Below are 17133 nucleotides of genomic sequence, written 5' to 3' on the forward strand. Positions count from 1 at the left end.
CGCCATTTTCGGGACATGGTCCCCGGTGCCCGGCCCGGCGCGCACCCCGCGCCGCGGGGCACCCCCCCACCCCTCGTCCCACTTCTCGCGGTGCATGTCCCCCCTCTGGTCACTTGGGCCACCCCCAAGCCACCACTTTCGGGACATGGTCCGAGAAGCGCGCAGGACATCAGAGAACAGAAAGCCACGACCATGACCCTCATCGACATCTCTCCCCCGCCCACCACCGCGACCTCGCCGACCACGACGACCGGTGCCCGCACGAACACCGAAGGATCCCGGATGCCGAGCCCGCCGGCATCCATCCCGCACCTGCGTCTCGAGCGCTCCCTCGAAGGACGGGACGCCGAGATCCTCACCCCCGCCGCCCTCGCCTTCGTCACCGAGCTGCACGACCGCTTCGCCCGACGCCGGCACGACCGGCTGGCCGCGCGCCTGCGTCGGCGTTTCGAGATCGGCACGGGCGACGACCCGCACTTCCGCGCCGACACCGCGCACATCCGCGACGACCCGTCGTGGCGCGTGGCGGGCGCGGGACCGGGCCTCGAAGACCGCCGCGTCGAGATCACCGGGCCCACCGACCCGAAGATGACCATCAACGCACTGAACTCCGGCGCGCGGGTCTGGCTGGCCGACCAGGAGGACGCCACGAGCCCCACTTGGCGCAACGTCATCGGCGGCCAGCTCTCGCTGTTCGATGCGATCCGGGGGCAGCTCTCGTTCACGAGCCCCGAGGGCAAGCGCTACGAGGTCACCGCCGAGCGCACCCCGACGATCGTGATGCGCCCCCGCGGCTGGCACCTGCCCGAGAAGCACGTGACGTTCATCGATCGTGCCGGCCGCGAGCTGCCGGCATCCGGATCGCTCGTGGACTACGGACTGTACGTGTTCCACAACGCGCACGCGCTGATCGCCGCGGGCCGCGGGCCCTACTTCTACCTGCCGAAGATCGAGTCGGCCGAAGAGGCGCGGCTGTGGGACGACGTGTTCTCGTTCACCGAGGAGCGCCTGGGACTCGCGCACGGCACGATCCGGGCGACGGTGCTCATCGAGACGCTGCCCGCGGCGTTCGAGATGGAGGAGATCCTCTTCGCTCTGCGCGACCACTGCGCGGGCCTGAACGCGGGTCGCTGGGACTACATCTTCTCGATCATCAAGACCTACCGGGGCCGCGGAGCGCGTTTCGTGCTCCCCGACCGCAGCGAGGTCACGATGACGGTGCCGTTCATGCGGGCCTACACCGAGCTGCTCGTGCAGACCTGCCACAAGCGGGGCGCGTACGCGATCGGCGGCATGAGCGCCTTCATCCCCAACCGCCGCAAGCCCGAGGTGACCCAGGCGGCGTTCGACAAGGTCGCCGCCGACAAGCGCCGTGAGGCCGGAGACGGCTTCGACGGCACGTGGGTGGCCCACCCCGACCTCATCCCGGTGGCGCGGGCCGAGTTCGACGCCGTGCTGGGTGACGCGCCGAACCAGCTCGGGCGCACCCGCGACGAGGTGTCGGTCGCACCGGCCGATCTGCTCGACGTGCGCATCGGACGACCCGTGACCGCCGCGGGCGTGCGGGGCAATGTGTCGGTGACGATCCGGTACATCGAGGCCTGGCTGCGGGGCCTGGGCGCGGTCGCGATCGACGACCTCATGGAGGACGCCGCCACAGCCGAGATCTCGCGCTCGCAGATCTGGCAGTGGATCCACCAGGACCACGCCACCGCCGAGGGCACACCGATCACCCGCGACTACGTCGAGTCGCTCGTGCGGGACGTGCTCACCGAGGCGCCGCGCTCGACCGCCGACCGGTTCGACGACGCCGCCGCGGTGTTCCAGGAGGTCGCCCTGCGCGAGGAGTTCCCGGCTTTCCTGACCCTGCCCGCGTACGCGAGATACCTGGACTGACCGGATGCCGAGGGGCCGGGGCCGGAAGCCTCGGCCCCTCGGTCACGCCTCCGGCAGCGTTCGTGCGGTGCGGGGGGGGCGTCAGGGACGCGCCGGGTCGATCGGAGCGAAGGGCCGCAAACTCTCGCGCGAGGTGAGCTTCGACGCCGCGAGCGACCCGGCGACGGCGAGGAAGATCGGCAGCAGCAGGTCGAAGCCGGTGTTCGTGAACTCGATGATGAGGGCGATCGCGGTGAACGGAGCCCGCATGTTGGATGCCAGGAACGCCGACGCCGCGACGATCGCGAGAGCCGTTCCATCGGCACCGGGCCAGACGAACGCCCACCCGGCCGCCGCCGCGGCTCCGAGAGCGGCACCGATGGCCACCGAGGGCTGCAGCGTTCCCCCGATCGCGCCCGACCCCAGCGACATCACGGTCGCGACGTACTTCAGCACGGCGAGCGCGATGAGCAGCAGGGCGGGCTGCGAGAGGTCGAAACCCGCGGTCGCCAGCGCGCGGCCGTTGCCGAGGATGAGCGGGAAGGCCGCTCCGACGGCGCCGACGGCCGTGAACGTCAGCGGCAGGGCGACCAGCAGCTTCCACCCCTCGGGACGGAAACGAGCGAGCTTCTTCGTCACCATGGCGAAGCTCGTCGCTCCCCACCCCATGAGAGGGCCGATGAGGATCGCGGCGACGATGAGCGACGCGTTCACCTCGACCGAGCCGATCGAATAGAGCGAACCGTCCCCCACGAGCGGACGCGCGACGAGGGTGGCGATGGTGCTGACGGTCAGCGCCACCACCGCTGCGCCCACGCTGAACTGCGCGAGCAGGATCTCCACGGCGAAGAGGGCGCCGGCGAGGGGCACGTTGTAGACGGCGGCGAGACCCGCCCCCGCGGCCGAGGCGATGAGGATGCGACACCACCGCGCGTCGAGGCCGAACCACTTCACGACCTTCGAGCCCGCCATCGCCGACAGCTCGCGCGGAGCGACCTCCTTGCCGATGGACGCGCCCATCGCCACCGACCCCACCTGGATGACGGTGTCGGCGAGCGTCTCCCACCACGGCATCCGGGCTCCGTCGACGCCCTGCTCGACGGTGGCGATCCGGCGACCGAAGCGGCGCAGCAGGTACCAGCCGACGGCGGCCACGACGCCCGCCCCGCCCACCGTGACGATCGGAAGCCACCAGGTCTCGGGATACGCGAGGCCGTCGAGGAACGGCCCCTCCTCGTGACCCCACACGAGATGCTCGAGGCTGTGCACGATCCACACGAGCAGCAGCACGGCGACACCGGTGGTCACGCCCACGATGAGGGTCGCGATCCCCAGCCGCATGAGGGAGGCGAATCCCCGTCGACGGGAACGCAGGGGCGTGGCGGTCTGAGCTGTCACCCCGCCACGCTAATCGACCCATGTTTCGTGTTCCGACCGACGGTAGCCTGACCTCATGACGCCCCCGCCCGTCACGACCCGCCGGCCCTTCGACGTGCTCGGACTCGTCGCGGTGATCCTCTCCGCCGCCCTCCTGGTCCCGACGCTCTTCGTCTTCGTCGTGGGCCTCATCCCCGAGATGAACGCGATCTGGTGGATGGGGATCATCCTGCTGCCGCTGCTCTTCGTCGGTGGGATCGTCGTCGTCCTCCTGGCGATCGTCGGTCTCGTCGTCGCCGCGCGTCGATCCGGTCGCCGGGCGTGGTCCGTCGTGGCGCTCGGGCTCGGCATCCTGATGCTCGTTCCGGCGCTGTTGATCCTCGCGCCCTGGCCGTCATGACCCTCGGCGCGAAAGCGCGGAAACACTAGGCTCGGAACCGTGACTTCCCGCGCCCCGCTCTCCCGCAAGCTGTCCGCCATCGCCGAGTCCGCGACCCTCAAGGTCGACGCCAAGGCCAAGGCCCTCCAGGCCGCCGGTCGCCCCGTCATCTCGTACGCGGCCGGCGAGCCCGACTTCGCCACGCCGTCGTTCATCGTGGATGCCGCGGCGAAGGCGCTGCAGGACCCGAAGAACTACCGCTACACCCCCGCCGCCGGCCTCCCCGTGCTGCGCGAGGCCATCGCCGCGAAGACGCTGCGCGACTCGGGCCTCGAGGTCTCGCCGTCGCAGGTCATCGTCACCAACGGCGGCAAGCAGTCGGTGTACCAGGCGTTCCAGACCGTGGTGAACCCCGGCGACGAGGTGCTGCTGCCCGCGCCGTACTGGACGACGTACCCGGAGGCCATCGCGCTCGCCGACGGCACGCCCGTCGAGGTGTTCGCCGGTGCCGACCAGGACTACAAGGTCACCGTCGCCCAGCTCGAGGCCGCGCGCACCGACAAGACCACCGTGCTGGTGTTCGTCTCGCCGTCGAACCCGACCGGCTCGGTCTACACCGCCGAGGAGACGGCCGAGATCGGCCGCTGGGCCCTCGAGCACGGCATCTGGGTCATCACCGACGAGATCTACCAGAACCTCACCTACGAGGGCGTGCGTGCCGTCTCGATCGTCGAGGCCGTGCCCGAGCTCGCCGAGCAGACGATCCTCGTCAACGGTGTCGCGAAGACCTACGCCATGACCGGGTGGCGCGTGGGCTGGATGGTGGGACCGGCGGATGCCATGAAGCTCGCCGGCAACCTGCAGTCGCACCTGTCGAGCAACGTCAACAACATCGCCCAGATCGCCGCCGCCGAGGCCCTCAACGGCCCGCAGGACGAGGCCGAGCAGTTCCGTCTCGCCTTCGACCGTCGCCGTCAGCTGATCGTGTCGGAACTGTCGAAGATCGACGGCGTGCAGGTGCCCAACCCGCTCGGCGCGTTCTACGTGTACCCCGACGTCCAGGGCCTGCTGAACCGCTCGTGGGGCGGCGTGACTCCGACGACCTCGCTCGAGCTCGCCGACCTCATCCTCGAGCAGGCCGAGGTCGCCGTGGTGCCGGGCGAGGCGTTCGGTCCGAGCGGCTACGTCCGCCTGTCGTACGCCCTCGGCGACGACCAGCTGCTCGAGGGCGTCCAGCGCCTCCAGCGCCTGTTCGCCTGAACCCTCCTCGCGCTCTCGCGCTCCCACCCTCCCGGTGAGGGGTCTGACCCCTCACCGCAGGGCGCGGGACGGCGCGGAACGAGAGCCGGGCTGGGGGCTACAACTCGACGTTCACCAGGACGGGCTCGGGCTGCAGCAGCAGACCGAACTCGGACTGCACGCGCTGCTGCACGAAGCGCGCGAGCTGGGCGATCTCGGCCGCGGTGGCCTCGCCGCGGTTGGTGAGGGCCAGCGTGTGCTTTGTCGAGAGGCCGGCGCGCGAGCGCGGGAACCGGAACCCGCGCGAGAGCCCCGCGTTCTCGATCAACCACGCGGCGCTCACCTTCACCTGACGGTTCTCGACCGGCGGCGGAGGCAGGATGCCGTCGAACGCGGCGAGCGGGATCACCGTCACCGGGTCGAGGGCCGGGCCCATCGGCCACTTCGGGCACGCGTCCGGAAGGGTGCGCGCGAACGCCTCCGAGACGATCGCGTTCTGGAAGAACGAGCCGGCGCTCCAGGTGTCGGGATCTTCGGCGTCGAGGACCATTCCCTTGCGCGCACGCGTGGCGAGGACGTGGTCGCGGATCCACCGCAACGACACGGCCTGGTCGGCCTCGAGTCCGAGGGCGCCGCGCAGCTGCTCCCCCGCGATCGGCCGCTCGTCGGTGCCGACGCGCTCGAGCTCGAGCGTGACCGACAGGATGACGGCGGGCCGCTCGGGCACCGAGCCGTAGTGGTGCTTGAGCACCGAGGTACGGAAGCCCAGACCGAGCTCGGATGCCGGGACCGTCGACACCTCACCCGTGGACTCGTCGATCAGCTCGACCTCGACGAGCGTCTGCACGATCTCCTGCCCGTAGGCGCCGACGTTCTGCACGGGAGCCGCGCCGACGGTGCCCGGGATGCCGGACATCGCCTCGACACCGGCGTACCCGCGCTCGACCGTCTCGGCGACGAGGGCGTCCCAATCGTGTCCGGCCTGCACCCGCAAGCGGACGGTGTCGGGCCGGGAGCCGGGGAGTTCGTCGATACCGGAGGTGCGCACGCGGATCACGGTGCCCTCGAGCGGTTCGTCGCCGACGAAGAGATTGGACCCTCCGCCGAGCACGAACCACGGCTCGCCGGCGGCCCACGCCTCGCGGAGGGCGGCGACGAGTTCGTCGACCGTCGTCGCCTCGATGAGACGAGCGGGTTCACCGCCGGTGCGCAGCGTGGTGAGCTGCGACAACGGGACCGGAGCGACCTGGGGCATCAGCGCAGCCGCACCCGCACCTGGGCCTTGCCGAGCACGGTCGTCTCGGCGAACGTCACGGTCAGGTCGATGCGGGCGATGTCGTCGTCGACCGCGCCCACCTTCGCGCTCACGTGCAGGTCGGCCCCGGTCTCGGGGTCGACGACGACGGGGCGCGTGAAGCGCACGCCGTACTCCGCGATGCGTCCGCTGTCGCCCAGGGCCTCGGCCAGCGTGCCGACGGCGATGCCCATCGTGAGCATCCCGTGCGCGAGGACGCCCGGGAGCCCCACGGCCGCCGCGACGTCGTCGCGGTAGTGGATGGGGTTGAAGTCTCCTGACGCCCCCGCGTAGCGCACGAGCGACTCGCGCGTGAGATGCACGGAACGCTCGGCGACGACCTCGCCCACGGTGAACGCGCTCATGCGCCGGCCTCCCCCGCGAGCAGGACGCTCGTCGTCGTCACGACGTGGGCGCCGGTGGCATCCACGATCTCCGCTTCGCTCGTGATCATCGCGTTGCCGCCCATCGACCGGATGCCGGTGACCGACAGCGTCGCGACGAGCTCGTCGCCGGCGACGATGGGGCGCGTGTAGCGGAAGCGCTGCTCGGCGTGGACGAGACGCGAGAGCTCGATGCCCGAATCGGGGTCGCCCAGCAGCTGCTGCAGCGTCAGGTCTTGCACCACCATCGCGAAGGTCGGCGGGGCCACGACGTCGTCGTAGCCGAGGGCGCGCGCGGCGTCCGGGTCGGAATGCTGCGGGGCGTCGGCGAAGACGGCGCGGGCGAACTCGCGCACCTTCTCGCGACCGACGAGGTACGGCACGGTCGGCGGGAAGACGCGGCCGACCAGTTCGGGGTTCACGGGCACCGGGTCAGTCTACCGAGAGGGCCCGACAGAGCCGTGCCCTCGGCATCCGCCTGTCCGGCCCGGCCTCGAGGAGTTCGGCGCCGACTGCGACGCCGTGGGTGCTTCAGCGCTGATGGCGACCCCGCACGGCCTTGACGGCGATCTGCGAGGCGATGAAGACGAGGAAGATCGAGAACAGCACGTTCGCCACGAAGGGATCGACGGCCTTCGCGATCTGCGCACCGACAGCGGTCGTGGCGCACGCGGCGACGCCGACGCAGAGCGCGGCGGGCAGATCCACGTTGGAACGGCGGAGGTTGCCGACCGTGCCCGACACCGCCGTCGGGATCATCATCAACAGCGAGGTGCCCTTGGCGACGAGGTCGCTCGTCCCGAAGAGCAGCAGAAGTGCGGGGACGACGATGATGCCGCCGCCGACGCCGAGCAGTCCCGCCAGGATGCCCGTGATCACGCCGAGCACGGCCAGGCCGGGTCCGGTGACCCACGTGAGCACGAGGTCGGCGTCACGGGAGGGGATGACGAAGTACAGGCTCACGATCACCGCGACGAGGAAGGCGACGAACGCCCACCGCAGGGCCGTCTGCGAGAGCTTGGGCAGCAGCCACGTGCCGATCTGCGCCCCGCCGACGGCCCCCGCCGCGAGGATGAGCGCCGGCAGCCAGGCGACGTGGCCGTCGACGGCATAGGTGATGACCCCGACGGATGCCGTGGGGACGATCGCCGCGAGCGAGGTACCTGCCGCGAGGCGCTGGTCGAACCCGAGCAGCAGGACGAGCAGCGGGACGATGACGGTGCCGCCGCCGACGCCGAACAGGCCCGACATCAACCCGGCGAGCAGGCCGACCGCGACGCAGACGACGTAGAGGCGGGCAGTGCGGGGCGGGCGGGTGGCGATCGTCACGGAGATCCTCGGAATCAGGGGGCGAGCGCGTCTCGCCGAGGCCCCAGTCTCCCACTCCCGCGCACCGACGCCGGTGGGACGGATGCCGATCAGGACCATCGAGGGACGCAGGAATGAAAGCGGCCCCCGGTGATCCGAAGCCGCGTCCACCGGGGGCCGTCGCCCTCACAGGTCAAGCAGGACGGTGACCCGAACACCGGACTGCGACCACTCGCGTGAGGGTGCGACAGAGATGACGATAGACACCCCGTCCGTCCGGATCGCACCGGTTGACACGAATATCTAGAAATGCTAATTATTTAAGCCAGTGATTTCTTGGTAGCGCTCCCGGGAATGCCCTCGCCGCTGGTGCCGTTGCAGACGTGCATGACAACCGTAGGAATCATCGGCGCAGGAAACATCGGTTCGGCTCTCGCTCAGGGCTTCGCGGATCACGGCTACGACGTGGTCATCGCCAACTCGCGCGGTCCGGAGACCCTGGGCGACCTGGTCTCCTCCGTGGGAGAGCGCGCTCGCGCCGCCACCGCGCAGGAAGCCGCCGAGGCCGGCGACATCGTCGTGGTGACCGTGCCGCTGAAGGCGATCGACGACATCCCCGTCGCCCCTCTCGCCGGTAAGCCCGTGCTCGACACGAACAACTACTACTTCGAGCGCGACGGGCACATCGCCGCCCTCGACGACAAGAAGACCACCACCTCGCAGATGCTGCAGGAGCACCTTCCCGAGTCGGTCGTCGTCAAGGCGTTCAATCACATCCCCGCGGCCGACATCCTCACCGGTGGCGCCCCGGCGGGCACCGACGACCGCCGCGCTCTGGCCACCTCGAGCGACTCCGACGAGGCCGTCGCCCTCGTCACCCGCATCTACGACGAGTTCGGCTTCGACACCGTGAATGTCGGTCCCCTGAGCGAGAGCTGGCGCGTCGAGCGCGACCAGCCCGCCTACGTCGTGCGTCAGAACCGCGGCGAGCTCGAGCAGAACCTGGCCCGCGCCGAGCGCTGAGCCCGCTTCCCCGCGTGAGTCGCCACTTCTCGCCGCCTCGGGATATTCGCAGGCGACGAAGATCGGCGACTCGCGCGAAACGACGAACCCGGCGCCCGCATCTGCGGAGCGCCGGGTTCGTCGTTTCGATCAGAGGGAGGCCAGCGCCTGGTCGACGTCGGCGACGAGGTCGTCGACCGACTCGATGCCCACCGACAGGCGCACGATCGTCTCGGGCACCGCGAGCTCGGTGCCGCGGACGGAGGCGTGGGTCATAGCATCCGGGTAGTTGACCAGCGACTCGACGCCGCCGAGGGACTCGGCGAGGGTGAACAGGTGGGTCGACTCCGCGAAGCGGCGCGCGGCTGCCCCGTCGGCGAGCTCGAGCGAGACGATGCCGCCGAAGCCGCTCATCTGCCGGGCCGCCAACTCGTGGCCGGGGTGGGAGGGGAGGCCGGGGTAGTAGACCTTCGCCACGCGGTCGTGCGCGAGCAGATGCTCGGCGACGGCCTGGGCGTTGGAGCTGTGGCGCTGCATGCGCACGGCCAGGGTCTTGATGCCGCGCGTCGTCAGGTAGGCGTCGAAGGGGCTCGACACGGCCCCCGCGGCGAACTGCAGGAACTGCACCTTCTCGGCCAACGCGGCGTCGGCGAACGCGAGGGCGCCGCCCACCACGTCGCTGTGTCCGCCGAGGTACTTCGTCGCGGAGTGCACGACGACGTCGGCGCCGAGCGAGAGCGGGCGCTGCAGGGCGGGCGAGGCGAAGGTGTTGTCGACGACGACCAGTGCGCCGGCGTCGTGCCCGAGACGCGAGAGACCCGCGATGTCGGTGATGCGGAGCATGGGGTTGCTGGGCGTCTCGACCCAGACCATCTTCGGCGCGCGCTCCGCGATGGCGGCGGCCACGGCATCCAGGTCGCTCATGTCGACGACGCGGAGCTTCACGCCCCAAGGGCCGAGCACGCGCGCCAGCAGGCGGTACGTGCCGCCGTAGACGTCGTTGCCGAGCAGCACCTCGTCGCCGGGTGCCAGGGCGGCCCGGAGAAGGGCGTCTTCTCCGGCGAGGCCCGAGGCGAACGACAGCGCACGGGCGCCGCCTTCGAGCGCGGCGATCTGGGTCTCGAGCGCGGTGCGGGTGGGGTTGCCGCTGCGTCCGTACTCGTAGCCGCCGCGCAGGCCGCCGATGCCGTCCTGAGCGTAGGTCGTCGAGACGTGGATGGGCGGGATGACCGCGCCGGTGGTCTCATCGGGCGCCTGACCGGCGTGGACGGCGAGGCTGTCGAAACCGCGGGCGGCGTCGTGGGTGCTCATGCGGAGTGCTCCTGGGTGCTCGGGGGGATGACGGATGCCACGGGTGCAACGTCGTAGCCCCGCTGCGTCATCCAGTCGTCGTCGAAGATCTTGCTCAAGTAGCCGCGACCGTGGTCGGGCAGCACCACGACGACCACCGCGTCGGCGGGGAGCTCGCGGGCCACGCGCAACGCGCCCACGACGGCCATACCGCTGGAGCCGCCGACGAGCAGGCCCTCCTCGCGGGCGAGGCGACGGGTCATCGCGAACGACTCGGCGTCGGAGACGCGCTCGTAGGCGTCCACGAGGGTGGGGTCGAACGCCGGCGGCCAGAAGTCCTCGCCGACACCCTCGACGTCGTAGCCGTGGATGTCGTCTCCCGAATAGATCGAGCCCTCGGGATCGACGCCGACGATGCGCACCGCAGAGCCGGCGACCTCGCGCAGGTACCGGCCGGTGCCGGTGATCGTGCCGCCCGTGCCGACACCCGCGACGAGGTGCGTGAGCTGCCCCTCGGTGTCGCGCCAGATCTCGGGACCGGTGGTCTCGTAGTGGCTGCGCGGACCGTTCGGGTTGGCGTACTGGTTGGGCTTGAAGGCACCCGGGATCTCACGGACGAGCCGGTCGGACACGCTGTAGTAGGAGTTCGGGTCGTCGGGTTCGACGTTCGTGGGCGTGACCACGACCTCGGCCCCGTAGGCGCGCAGCACCGCGCGCTTGTCCTCCGCGACCTTATCCGGGACGACGAAGACGCAGCGGTATCCGCGCTGCTGGGCAACGAGTGCGAGACCGACTCCCGTGTTGCCGCTGGTGGGCTCGACGATCACACCACCGGGCCGCAGCAGGCCGTCGCGCTCGGCGGCATCCACGATGTTCGCGGCGATGCGGTCCTTGGCCGATCCGCCGGGGTTGAAGTACTCGATCTTCGCGAGCACCGTGGCGGCGATGCCGTCGGTGACGCGGGTGAGACGGACGAGGGGGGTGTTGCCGACGAGGTCGGCGACGCTCTGGGCGTAACGCACGATGGCATCCTGAAAGGTCGGGTGCACCCGGCTGGGCGCGGCTGACGGGGTCGTCGAGAGGGAACGCGGGGGCGTTCAGCGACAACAGCGACAGGTCAGCACGCGGTCAGCATACCCGAGTCGGGAGGGCGACGTCACGCGAGACCGATCCGTCTCCGGCTCGGCGTCTGTGGCTCCGGCCTCAGGACACCGCGCCCAGGAACTCCTCGAAGCTCTGCGCGGGACGACCCGTGACGCGCTCGACATCGGCGGACACCGCGGCGAGGTCGCCGCTGGCGATGGAGGTGTACGTGCTCACCCACGCATCGACCTGCCAGCGCGGGGCGCCGAATGCGGCCCGTGACGCGTACGCCTCGTCCACCGTCTCATCGAGGAAGCGCACGGGGTGACCCCGCACCGCCGAGATCTTCTCGGCGACCTCGGTCATCGTCAACGCCTCGGGACCGGTGAGGTCGTAGGAGACGTCGGCGTGGGCGGACGGATCACGCAGCACCGCGACCGCCGTGGCGGCGACGTCGGAGCGCGACACGAGCGAGCAACGCCCTTCGCCCGCGGGGCCGCGGATCACCCCGTCGTCGCCGGCGAAGAGCTCCATCATGTCCATGTAGAAGTTGTCGCGCAGGAAGGTGTGGCTCATCCCCGAGGCCCGGATGATGTCCTCGGTCGCCGCGTGGTCGCGACCGAGGGTGAACACCGCGTCGGGCGCGGCGGCGAGGAACGACGTGTAGACGATCGAGCGCACCCCGGCCCGGGCGGCGGCCTCGACGAACGTGCGGTGGTGCTCTACGCGGTCGGCGGTCTCCGACGCGGAGACCATCAGCAGCGTCTCGACTCCCTGCAGCGCCGCGTGAGCGGCATCCGCGTCGGAGTACCGGGCCACGTGGACCTCGGCACCGTCGAGACGCGGAGCGCGTGACGCGTCGCGCACGAGAAGACGCTGCGGGATGCCGCGGGCGGCGAGGTCGCGCGCGACGCGGCCTCCCACGGCACCGGTGGATCCGGTGACGGCGATGACGGGCGGCGTGGACATACGGCCTCCGGGGGTGAGCGGTGCATCCAGCGTATTGCGCCGGGCACGCCCGCGGCCGGGAATTGCCTCAGCGATGGAGCTTCACCGCGCGGGCGGTCGCGCTCAGGTCGCGGGGGCGACCAGGCGGGCCACGCGCACGCGGACCGTCGCCGGCTCGTCGTCTCCGCCCGCACCCCGGGCCGCCGCCGCGACCGCCGCGGCCACGGCGGCGCTGTCGTCCTGGATCGAGACCCCGATGCACACCGTGATGGCCCGGGCGCCCGGAACGTCATCGACGGCGGACAGCGAGCCCTCGACGTCGGCGACGTGCTCGAACGCCCGTGCGACGACGGGCCGAGCGGAGTAGCACTCCCGCACACCCTCGACCGCGGTGACGGCCAGGTCGATGCGCGGCGCCAGTTCGGCTGCGGTGATGCGGGTCATGCGTCTTCCCCCTCGTCCAGATGCACGTCGCCGACGGTCACGTCGACGCGGCCCACCTTCAGATCGCCGTGCCTTTCGATCGCTCGACGGATGCCGTCGCGCATCTCGTCGACGGCGGCGGTGATCGCGCGCCCGAAGCGCACGCTGACCGTCACGCGCACGTCGAGCGGCGCATCGGGCTCGAGCTGGTTCAGCCGCACCCGGCCGACGAGCAGACCCTCGATCCCGTCGCCCACCGTGCGGATCAGCTCGTATAGCGCGCCCTCGGTGACGACGATCTCGGTCCCGTCCTCGGTGCGCGCCAGGGGGATGTCACGGCCGGAGCGGAACTCCCGCATCACCTCCCGCATGATGCTGTCGTACCAGGAGTCGGCGAGGGGCTCGGCCGCCTGCTCCTCCACGATCTCGCGCGACAGCCGGCCCATGCGCTCCATCGAGGCGAGGATCGCCTGGCACTCGGCGTTGCGTTCGATCGCGGAGATGCGGGGGGTGCGCCCGCGATCGAGGTAGGCGGAGAGGTCCTCCAGCGAATAGCCGGAGCCGCCGACGTCGTCGTTGAATTCGCTCATTCCGGTCACCTCCACTCCTGCATGCGTTCCAACACGGTCTTGCGAGCCCGGGCGAGGCGGCCTCGCACGGTGGCGGCAGACTCCCCCACCTCGACGGCGATCTCGTCGTAGCTGTGGCCGCCGACCTCGCGCAGCACCCACACCACGCGTAGTTCCTCGGGCAGCTCCGCCAACACCTTCTTCAGGGCGTCCATCTGCGACGACGCCACGGCCGAGCGCTCCGGGTCATCGGCCGCCGAGACCATCTCCTCGTCGATCTGATCGGAGATCTTCCGGGAACGGAGGCGATCCGTCGCCTTCCGCGACACGATGGTCGTGAGCCAGCTTCGCACCTTCTCGGGATCGGTGAGGTCAGGCAGGCGACGCCACGCCGTGATGAGCGCTTCCTGGACGCAATCGTCGGCGTCGGCCCGCGAACCGGTGAGGCGCGTGGCGAAGGCGACGAGGAATGGAGCGTGTCGACGCACCAGGACCCCGAACGCCAGCTGGTCGCCGTCGGCCGCGCGCGACGCGAGGAAGGCGTCGGTGGCGGTGGACAAAGAGGGCATCGTGGTTCCTGTCAGCGAATGTTCAGCCTCGAGCCGTGACGTTTCACGAATCGGGTCCGTCCACATAGCGAAACACCCCGCATCCTTCGCGAACGGGGATCTTGACGAAAGGACGCTCCTCATGGCACAGAACTCCTCCCTCTCGACCGACGCCCGCACCAGCGGCGGCAAGACCGTCATCGTCGACCCCGTGGTCGCCAAGGTCGCCGGTATCGCCGCGGCCGAGGTCCCCGGCGTCCACGCCCTCGGCGGCGGCGCCGCCCGCGTAATCGGCAACATCCGTCAGGCCGTCGGCGCGAAGGACTACGCGCAGGGCGTGAGTGTTGAGGTCGGCGAGACCGAGGTCGCCGCCGACATCGCGATCCAGGTCGATTACCCGGAGCGCATCCAGCGTGTGGCGGACGACGTCCGGTCGTCCGTGCGCCGCGCCATCACCGAGATCGTCGGCATGAAGGCGGTCGAGATCAACGTCACCGTGGTCGACGTCTTCATCCCCGGCGACGACGACGAGCAGGAGGAGGCGCGCGTCCACTGACGTGTCGTCCGGGCCCGCGAGCACGCCGCTCGCGGGCCTTTCCTCTGCCCGGCGCGGCGAACCGATCGGCGGGTCGCGTCAATGGATGCCCCGGTGTCGGAGCCGACCGCTATCGTCGGCGACACCTTCCCCCACACCCCAGGAGTCCCATGCGCATCGCCCTCACCGGCTCGTCCGGCAAACTCGGCACCGTCGTCGCCCGCGAACTTGGCGCGGCCGGCCATGACGTGATCGGCCTCGACGTCCGCGGCGAGCGCGGCCCCGGGTTCGTCCAGGTCGATCTCACCGACTACGGCCAGGTCATCGACGCCCTCGCCGGCGTGAACGACCAGCACAGCGGCGTCGACGCCCTGGTGCACCTCGGCGCGATCCCGGCCCCCGGCATCCGTTCCGACGTCGCGACCTTCCACAACAACATGACGAGCACGTTCAACGTGTTCTGGGCCGCGGTGCGGCTCGGCATCGAGAAGATCGTCTACGCCTCCAGCGAGACCGTGCTGGGGCTCCCCTTCGATGTTCCGCCGCCGTACATCCCCGTGGACGAGGAGTACGCACCCCGGCCGGAGTCGGTCTACTCGCTCGTCAAGACGCTCGAAGAACGCATGGCGACCGAGCTGGTGCGCTGGAACCCCGACCTGTCGGTCACGGCGCTGCGCTTCTCGAACGTGATGGTTCCGGAGGACTACGCGGAGTTCCCCTTCGACGCCGACGCCCGCACCCGCAAGTGGAACCTCTGGGGCTACATCGACGCGCGCGACGGCGCCCAGGCGATCGAGCGCGCCCTCGAGGTGGCTCCGGCGGGCTTCGAGACCTTCATCATCGCCGCAGCCGACACGGTCATGACCCGGCCGAACGACGAGCTCGTGGCCGAGGTGTTCCCGGGCGTCGAGACGCGTGAGCTGGGCGAGAACACGACCCTGCTGTCGATCGACAAGGCGCGGCGCCTGCTGGGCTACGACCCGCAGCACTCCTGGCGCGACGGGCGCTGACCCGCGGCCAGTGGGGGCGTGACAGACTCGGCGGATGGATGCCGATGAGTCGCCGATCACGCCCCCACCGGCGCCGCCCACGCCCCCGTCGGACGAGCCGGTGATCCCGCTGCCCACGGCGCACGAGAAGGAGACGAACTTCCTCGCGCGCAGCGGAGCGGTCGTGACCCTGCGTCTCATCGACACCGGGCGGTTCGAGGTCAAGCTCGACACCCGCGGCGACTACACCGCGACCCTGCTGCACGACGGGGACACGTTCGCCCTGCACCCGGCTCCGGGCGTGCACGCGATCGGAGGCACGGGCCTGACCGCGACCGACCTCTACGAGCGGTTCTGACCGCGAGCACAAGCCCCGGCGCCGAGGTGCGGGCGGCGGATTGACTGGTCTCCTCGACCTCCGGGAGGACCACCGTGACCGACACCGCTCAGCCCGCCACCACGCCCGGCGATGCCCGTGACGCGACCGACCGCTACGACGTCGCCGTCATCGGTGCAGGACCCGCCGGCACCGCCGCAGCTCTCCGCGCCGCGGAACTGGGTGCGCGCGTCGTCGTGCTCGAGGCCGGTCGCGTCGGTGGCACGTGCGTCAACACCGGGTGCGTCCCCACCCGCGTGCTCGCCAAGGCCGCACGGCTCATGCGCGAGACCCGGGCGGCCGACGACTACGGCATCGTCGTCGACGAGCCGCGCGTGGACTGGTCGGCGGTCGTCTCGCGCGTGCACGAGCGGGTGGATGCCGTGCGCTCGATCAAGCGGGAGGCCGAACGCTTCGCCGCGGCCGGGGTCGACCTGGTGCACGAAGGCCGCGCCCGCTTCGAGGACGAGCACACGCTCGTGCTCGACAGCGGCCGGCGCGTCCGGGCCGAGTCGATCCTCGTGTGCGTGGGCGGACATTCCCGGCGCCTGCCCATCCCGGGCGCCGAGCTCGCCACCGTCCCCGAGGACGTGCTCTCGCTCACCGAGCTGCCGGACCGCGTGGCCGTGATCGGCGCGGGCAACACCGGCGCGCAGCTGGTGACGGTGTTCCGCTCCTTCGGATCGGAGGTGACGCTGCTCGACGTCGCGCCGCGCGTGCTCATGGCGTCGGACGCCGCGATCTCGCGGGTGATCGCCGACTCGCTCACCCGGAACGGCGTCGACGTGCGCACCGGAATCGACACCGTCGAACGACTCGATCGTCGCGACGATGGGGCGATCAGCCTGACCTGGCGGGAGGACGACGACAGCCGGAGCATCGACGTCGACGTCGTCGTGATGGCCACCGGGTGGCCCGCCGACGTCGAGGACCTCGGTCTGTCGAACGCGGGGGTGGAGGTGGAGCGTTCGGCGATCCCCGTCGACCGCTACTTCCGCACGATCGTTCCGCACATCCTCGCGGTCGGCGACGCGAACGGTCGCGACATGCTCGTGCAGGCGGCGCAGTTCGAGGGTGAGGCCGCGGCCGAGAACGCCGTCCTGGGGGCGAACCGCCGCACGCCGCACCACCTGCTGCCCGCGGGCGGATTCACCGATCCCGACTACGCCGGCGTCGGCCTGACCGAGGAGCAGGCGCGCGATCGCGACCCGTCGTGCGTCGTGGCCACCGTGCGTTTCGCCGACCTCGATCGGGCCGTCATCGACGACCGGGAGAACGGGTTCCTGATGCTCATCGCCGACCGTCGCCGCGAACTCGTGCTGGGCGCTCACGCGGTCGGCGAGAACGCGGTCGAGGTCATCCAATCGGTCACCACCGCCATGGCGGCCGGCATCGACGTCGCGACGCTGGCGGGGGTGCGCTTCGCCTACCCCACCTACAGCGCGGTGATCGGTAACGCGGCACGCGCTCTTCTGCACGCCGACGCCCCGGCGCTGCTGGAGTGACACACTGACA

Annotated in this window: 19 protein-coding genes; 8 read left to right on the plus strand and 11 right to left on the minus strand. The window is 70.8% G+C overall.

Going from position 1 to position 17133, the window contains the following annotated elements:
- The first annotated feature begins 282 nt into the window (after positions 1-282).
- The gene (gene aceB, locus ACFZA2_RS15035; RefSeq protein ID WP_391406935.1) at positions 283-1896 is read left to right on the plus strand and encodes a malate synthase A; all 1614 of its coding nucleotides are present in this window, start codon (positions 283-285) and stop codon (positions 1894-1896) included.
- Between the two features lie 81 nt (positions 1897-1977).
- Here aceB and ACFZA2_RS15040 read toward each other — a convergent pair whose 3' ends face one another.
- Positions 1978-3273: a chloride channel protein gene (locus ACFZA2_RS15040; RefSeq protein ID WP_391406450.1), complete on the minus strand. Its 1296-nt coding sequence runs from the start codon at positions 3271-3273 to the stop codon at positions 1978-1980.
- A gap of 55 nt (positions 3274-3328) precedes the next feature.
- Here ACFZA2_RS15040 and ACFZA2_RS15045 point away from each other — a divergent pair, with 55 nt between their 5' ends.
- Together ACFZA2_RS15045 and ACFZA2_RS15050 are read left to right on the plus strand one after the other, a co-directional pair.
- Positions 3329-3652, plus strand: a complete 324-nt coding sequence (locus tag ACFZA2_RS15045; protein WP_391406451.1) for a hypothetical protein — start codon at positions 3329-3331, stop codon at positions 3650-3652.
- A 39-nt stretch (positions 3653-3691) separates the two neighbouring features.
- Complete coding sequence (locus tag ACFZA2_RS15050; RefSeq protein WP_391406453.1) at positions 3692-4891, plus strand: pyridoxal phosphate-dependent aminotransferase; 1200 nt, start codon at positions 3692-3694, stop codon at positions 4889-4891.
- A gap of 97 nt (positions 4892-4988) precedes the next feature.
- On the opposite strand, the gene ACFZA2_RS15055 is transcribed toward ACFZA2_RS15050, so the two are convergent.
- The 4 genes from ACFZA2_RS15055 to ACFZA2_RS15070 form a co-directional block, all read right to left on the minus strand.
- Complete coding sequence (locus ACFZA2_RS15055; RefSeq protein WP_391406455.1) at positions 4989-6125, minus strand: UDP-N-acetylmuramate dehydrogenase; 1137 nt, start codon at positions 6123-6125, stop codon at positions 4989-4991.
- Positions 6125-6529, minus strand: a complete 405-nt coding sequence (locus ACFZA2_RS15060; protein ID WP_363390374.1) for a MaoC/PaaZ C-terminal domain-containing protein — start codon at positions 6527-6529, stop codon at positions 6125-6127. Before ACFZA2_RS15060 ends, ACFZA2_RS15055 begins: the two co-directional genes overlap by 1 nt.
- The gene (locus ACFZA2_RS15065) at positions 6526-6975 is read right to left on the minus strand and encodes a MaoC family dehydratase N-terminal domain-containing protein (protein ID WP_363390377.1); all 450 of its coding nucleotides are present in this window, start codon (positions 6973-6975) and stop codon (positions 6526-6528) included. The genes ACFZA2_RS15060 and ACFZA2_RS15065 overlap by 4 nt, the downstream gene beginning before the upstream one ends.
- 103 nt (positions 6976-7078) lie before the next feature.
- Positions 7079-7876 (minus strand): sulfite exporter TauE/SafE family protein, encoded by a 798-nt coding sequence (locus ACFZA2_RS15070; RefSeq protein WP_391406458.1) that lies wholly within the window; start codon positions 7874-7876, stop codon positions 7079-7081.
- A gap of 366 nt (positions 7877-8242) precedes the next feature.
- Here ACFZA2_RS15070 and ACFZA2_RS15075 point away from each other — a divergent pair, with 366 nt between their 5' ends.
- A complete protein-coding gene (locus ACFZA2_RS15075; protein ID WP_391406460.1) occupies positions 8243-8878 on the plus strand; it encodes an NADPH-dependent F420 reductase in 636 nt (211 codons plus the stop codon).
- A 129-nt stretch (positions 8879-9007) separates the two neighbouring features.
- Here ACFZA2_RS15075 and ACFZA2_RS15080 read toward each other — a convergent pair whose 3' ends face one another.
- The 6 genes from ACFZA2_RS15080 to ACFZA2_RS15105 all read right to left on the minus strand — a co-directional run bounded on the left by ACFZA2_RS15080 (position 9008) and on the right by ACFZA2_RS15105 (position 13739).
- Positions 9008-10168 carry a cystathionine gamma-synthase gene (locus tag ACFZA2_RS15080; RefSeq protein ID WP_391406462.1) on the minus strand — a complete coding sequence of 387 codons (1161 nt, stop codon included), beginning with the start codon at positions 10166-10168 and terminating at the stop codon, positions 9008-9010.
- Complete coding sequence (locus ACFZA2_RS15085) at positions 10165-11169, minus strand: pyridoxal-phosphate dependent enzyme (protein ID WP_391406464.1); 1005 nt, start codon at positions 11167-11169, stop codon at positions 10165-10167. Before ACFZA2_RS15085 ends, ACFZA2_RS15080 begins: the two co-directional genes overlap by 4 nt.
- 181 nt (positions 11170-11350) lie before the next feature.
- A complete protein-coding gene (locus ACFZA2_RS15090) occupies positions 11351-12199 on the minus strand; it encodes an SDR family oxidoreductase (protein ID WP_391406466.1) in 849 nt (282 codons plus the stop codon).
- A 102-nt stretch (positions 12200-12301) separates the two neighbouring features.
- Positions 12302-12622 carry a hypothetical protein gene (locus tag ACFZA2_RS15095; protein ID WP_391406468.1) on the minus strand — a complete coding sequence of 107 codons (321 nt, stop codon included), beginning with the start codon at positions 12620-12622 and terminating at the stop codon, positions 12302-12304.
- Positions 12619-13191 carry a hypothetical protein gene (locus ACFZA2_RS15100; protein WP_391406470.1) on the minus strand — a complete coding sequence of 191 codons (573 nt, stop codon included), beginning with the start codon at positions 13189-13191 and terminating at the stop codon, positions 12619-12621. The genes ACFZA2_RS15095 and ACFZA2_RS15100 overlap by 4 nt, the downstream gene beginning before the upstream one ends.
- Before the next feature lie 5 nt (positions 13192-13196).
- Positions 13197-13739, minus strand: coding sequence for an RNA polymerase sigma factor (locus tag ACFZA2_RS15105; RefSeq protein WP_136586844.1), 543 nt, complete (start codon positions 13737-13739; stop codon positions 13197-13199).
- A 121-nt stretch (positions 13740-13860) separates the two neighbouring features.
- Between ACFZA2_RS15105 and ACFZA2_RS15110 the strand changes: the two genes are divergently transcribed.
- The 4 genes from ACFZA2_RS15110 to ACFZA2_RS15125 all read left to right on the plus strand — a co-directional run bounded on the left by ACFZA2_RS15110 (position 13861) and on the right by ACFZA2_RS15125 (position 17123).
- The gene (locus ACFZA2_RS15110; RefSeq protein WP_391406472.1) at positions 13861-14274 is read left to right on the plus strand and encodes an Asp23/Gls24 family envelope stress response protein; all 414 of its coding nucleotides are present in this window, start codon (positions 13861-13863) and stop codon (positions 14272-14274) included.
- Between the two features lie 149 nt (positions 14275-14423).
- Positions 14424-15263 (plus strand): NAD-dependent epimerase/dehydratase family protein, encoded by an 840-nt coding sequence (locus tag ACFZA2_RS15115; RefSeq protein ID WP_391406474.1) that lies wholly within the window; start codon positions 14424-14426, stop codon positions 15261-15263.
- Positions 15264-15297: 34 nt separating this feature from the next.
- A complete protein-coding gene (locus ACFZA2_RS15120; protein ID WP_391406476.1) occupies positions 15298-15600 on the plus strand; it encodes a hypothetical protein in 303 nt (100 codons plus the stop codon).
- Between the two features lie 74 nt (positions 15601-15674).
- Positions 15675-17123 (plus strand): dihydrolipoyl dehydrogenase family protein, encoded by a 1449-nt coding sequence (locus tag ACFZA2_RS15125; protein ID WP_391406478.1) that lies wholly within the window; start codon positions 15675-15677, stop codon positions 17121-17123.
- The last annotated feature ends 10 nt before the right edge of the window (positions 17124-17133 follow it).

Origin of the sequence: Microbacterium sp. NPDC007973 (assembly GCF_042958465.1) — a bacterium.
Lineage (GTDB): Bacteria > Actinomycetota > Actinomycetes > Actinomycetales > Microbacteriaceae > Microbacterium > Microbacterium galbum.

What these genes read in the sequence shown, in the direction of transcription:
- aceB (WP_391406935.1), top strand. Translation starts at nt 283, where the DNA reads ATGCCGAGCCCGCCGGCATCCATCCCGCACCTGCGTCTCGAGCGCTCC.
- ACFZA2_RS15045 (WP_391406451.1), top strand. Translation starts at nt 3,329, where the DNA reads ATGACGCCCCCGCCCGTCACGACCCGCCGGCCCTTCGACGTGCTCGGA.
- ACFZA2_RS15055 (WP_391406455.1), bottom strand. Translation starts at nt 6,125, where the DNA reads ATGCCCCAGGTCGCTCCGGTCCCGTTGTCGCAGCTCACCACGCTGCGC.
- ACFZA2_RS15060 (WP_363390374.1), bottom strand. Translation starts at nt 6,529, where the DNA reads ATGAGCGCGTTCACCGTGGGCGAGGTCGTCGCCGAGCGTTCCGTGCAT.
- ACFZA2_RS15075 (WP_391406460.1), top strand. Translation starts at nt 8,243, where the DNA reads ATGACAACCGTAGGAATCATCGGCGCAGGAAACATCGGTTCGGCTCTC.
- ACFZA2_RS15080 (WP_391406462.1), bottom strand. Translation starts at nt 10,168, where the DNA reads ATGAGCACCCACGACGCCGCCCGCGGTTTCGACAGCCTCGCCGTCCAC.
- ACFZA2_RS15090 (WP_391406466.1), bottom strand. Translation starts at nt 12,199, where the DNA reads ATGTCCACGCCGCCCGTCATCGCCGTCACCGGATCCACCGGTGCCGTG.
- ACFZA2_RS15095 (WP_391406468.1), bottom strand. Translation starts at nt 12,622, where the DNA reads ATGACCCGCATCACCGCAGCCGAACTGGCGCCGCGCATCGACCTGGCC.
- ACFZA2_RS15100 (WP_391406470.1), bottom strand. Translation starts at nt 13,191, where the DNA reads ATGAGCGAATTCAACGACGACGTCGGCGGCTCCGGCTATTCGCTGGAG.
- ACFZA2_RS15105 (WP_136586844.1), bottom strand. Translation starts at nt 13,739, where the DNA reads ATGCCCTCTTTGTCCACCGCCACCGACGCCTTCCTCGCGTCGCGCGCG.
- ACFZA2_RS15110 (WP_391406472.1), top strand. Translation starts at nt 13,861, where the DNA reads ATGGCACAGAACTCCTCCCTCTCGACCGACGCCCGCACCAGCGGCGGC.
- ACFZA2_RS15115 (WP_391406474.1), top strand. Translation starts at nt 14,424, where the DNA reads ATGCGCATCGCCCTCACCGGCTCGTCCGGCAAACTCGGCACCGTCGTC.
- ACFZA2_RS15120 (WP_391406476.1), top strand. Translation starts at nt 15,298, where the DNA reads ATGGATGCCGATGAGTCGCCGATCACGCCCCCACCGGCGCCGCCCACG.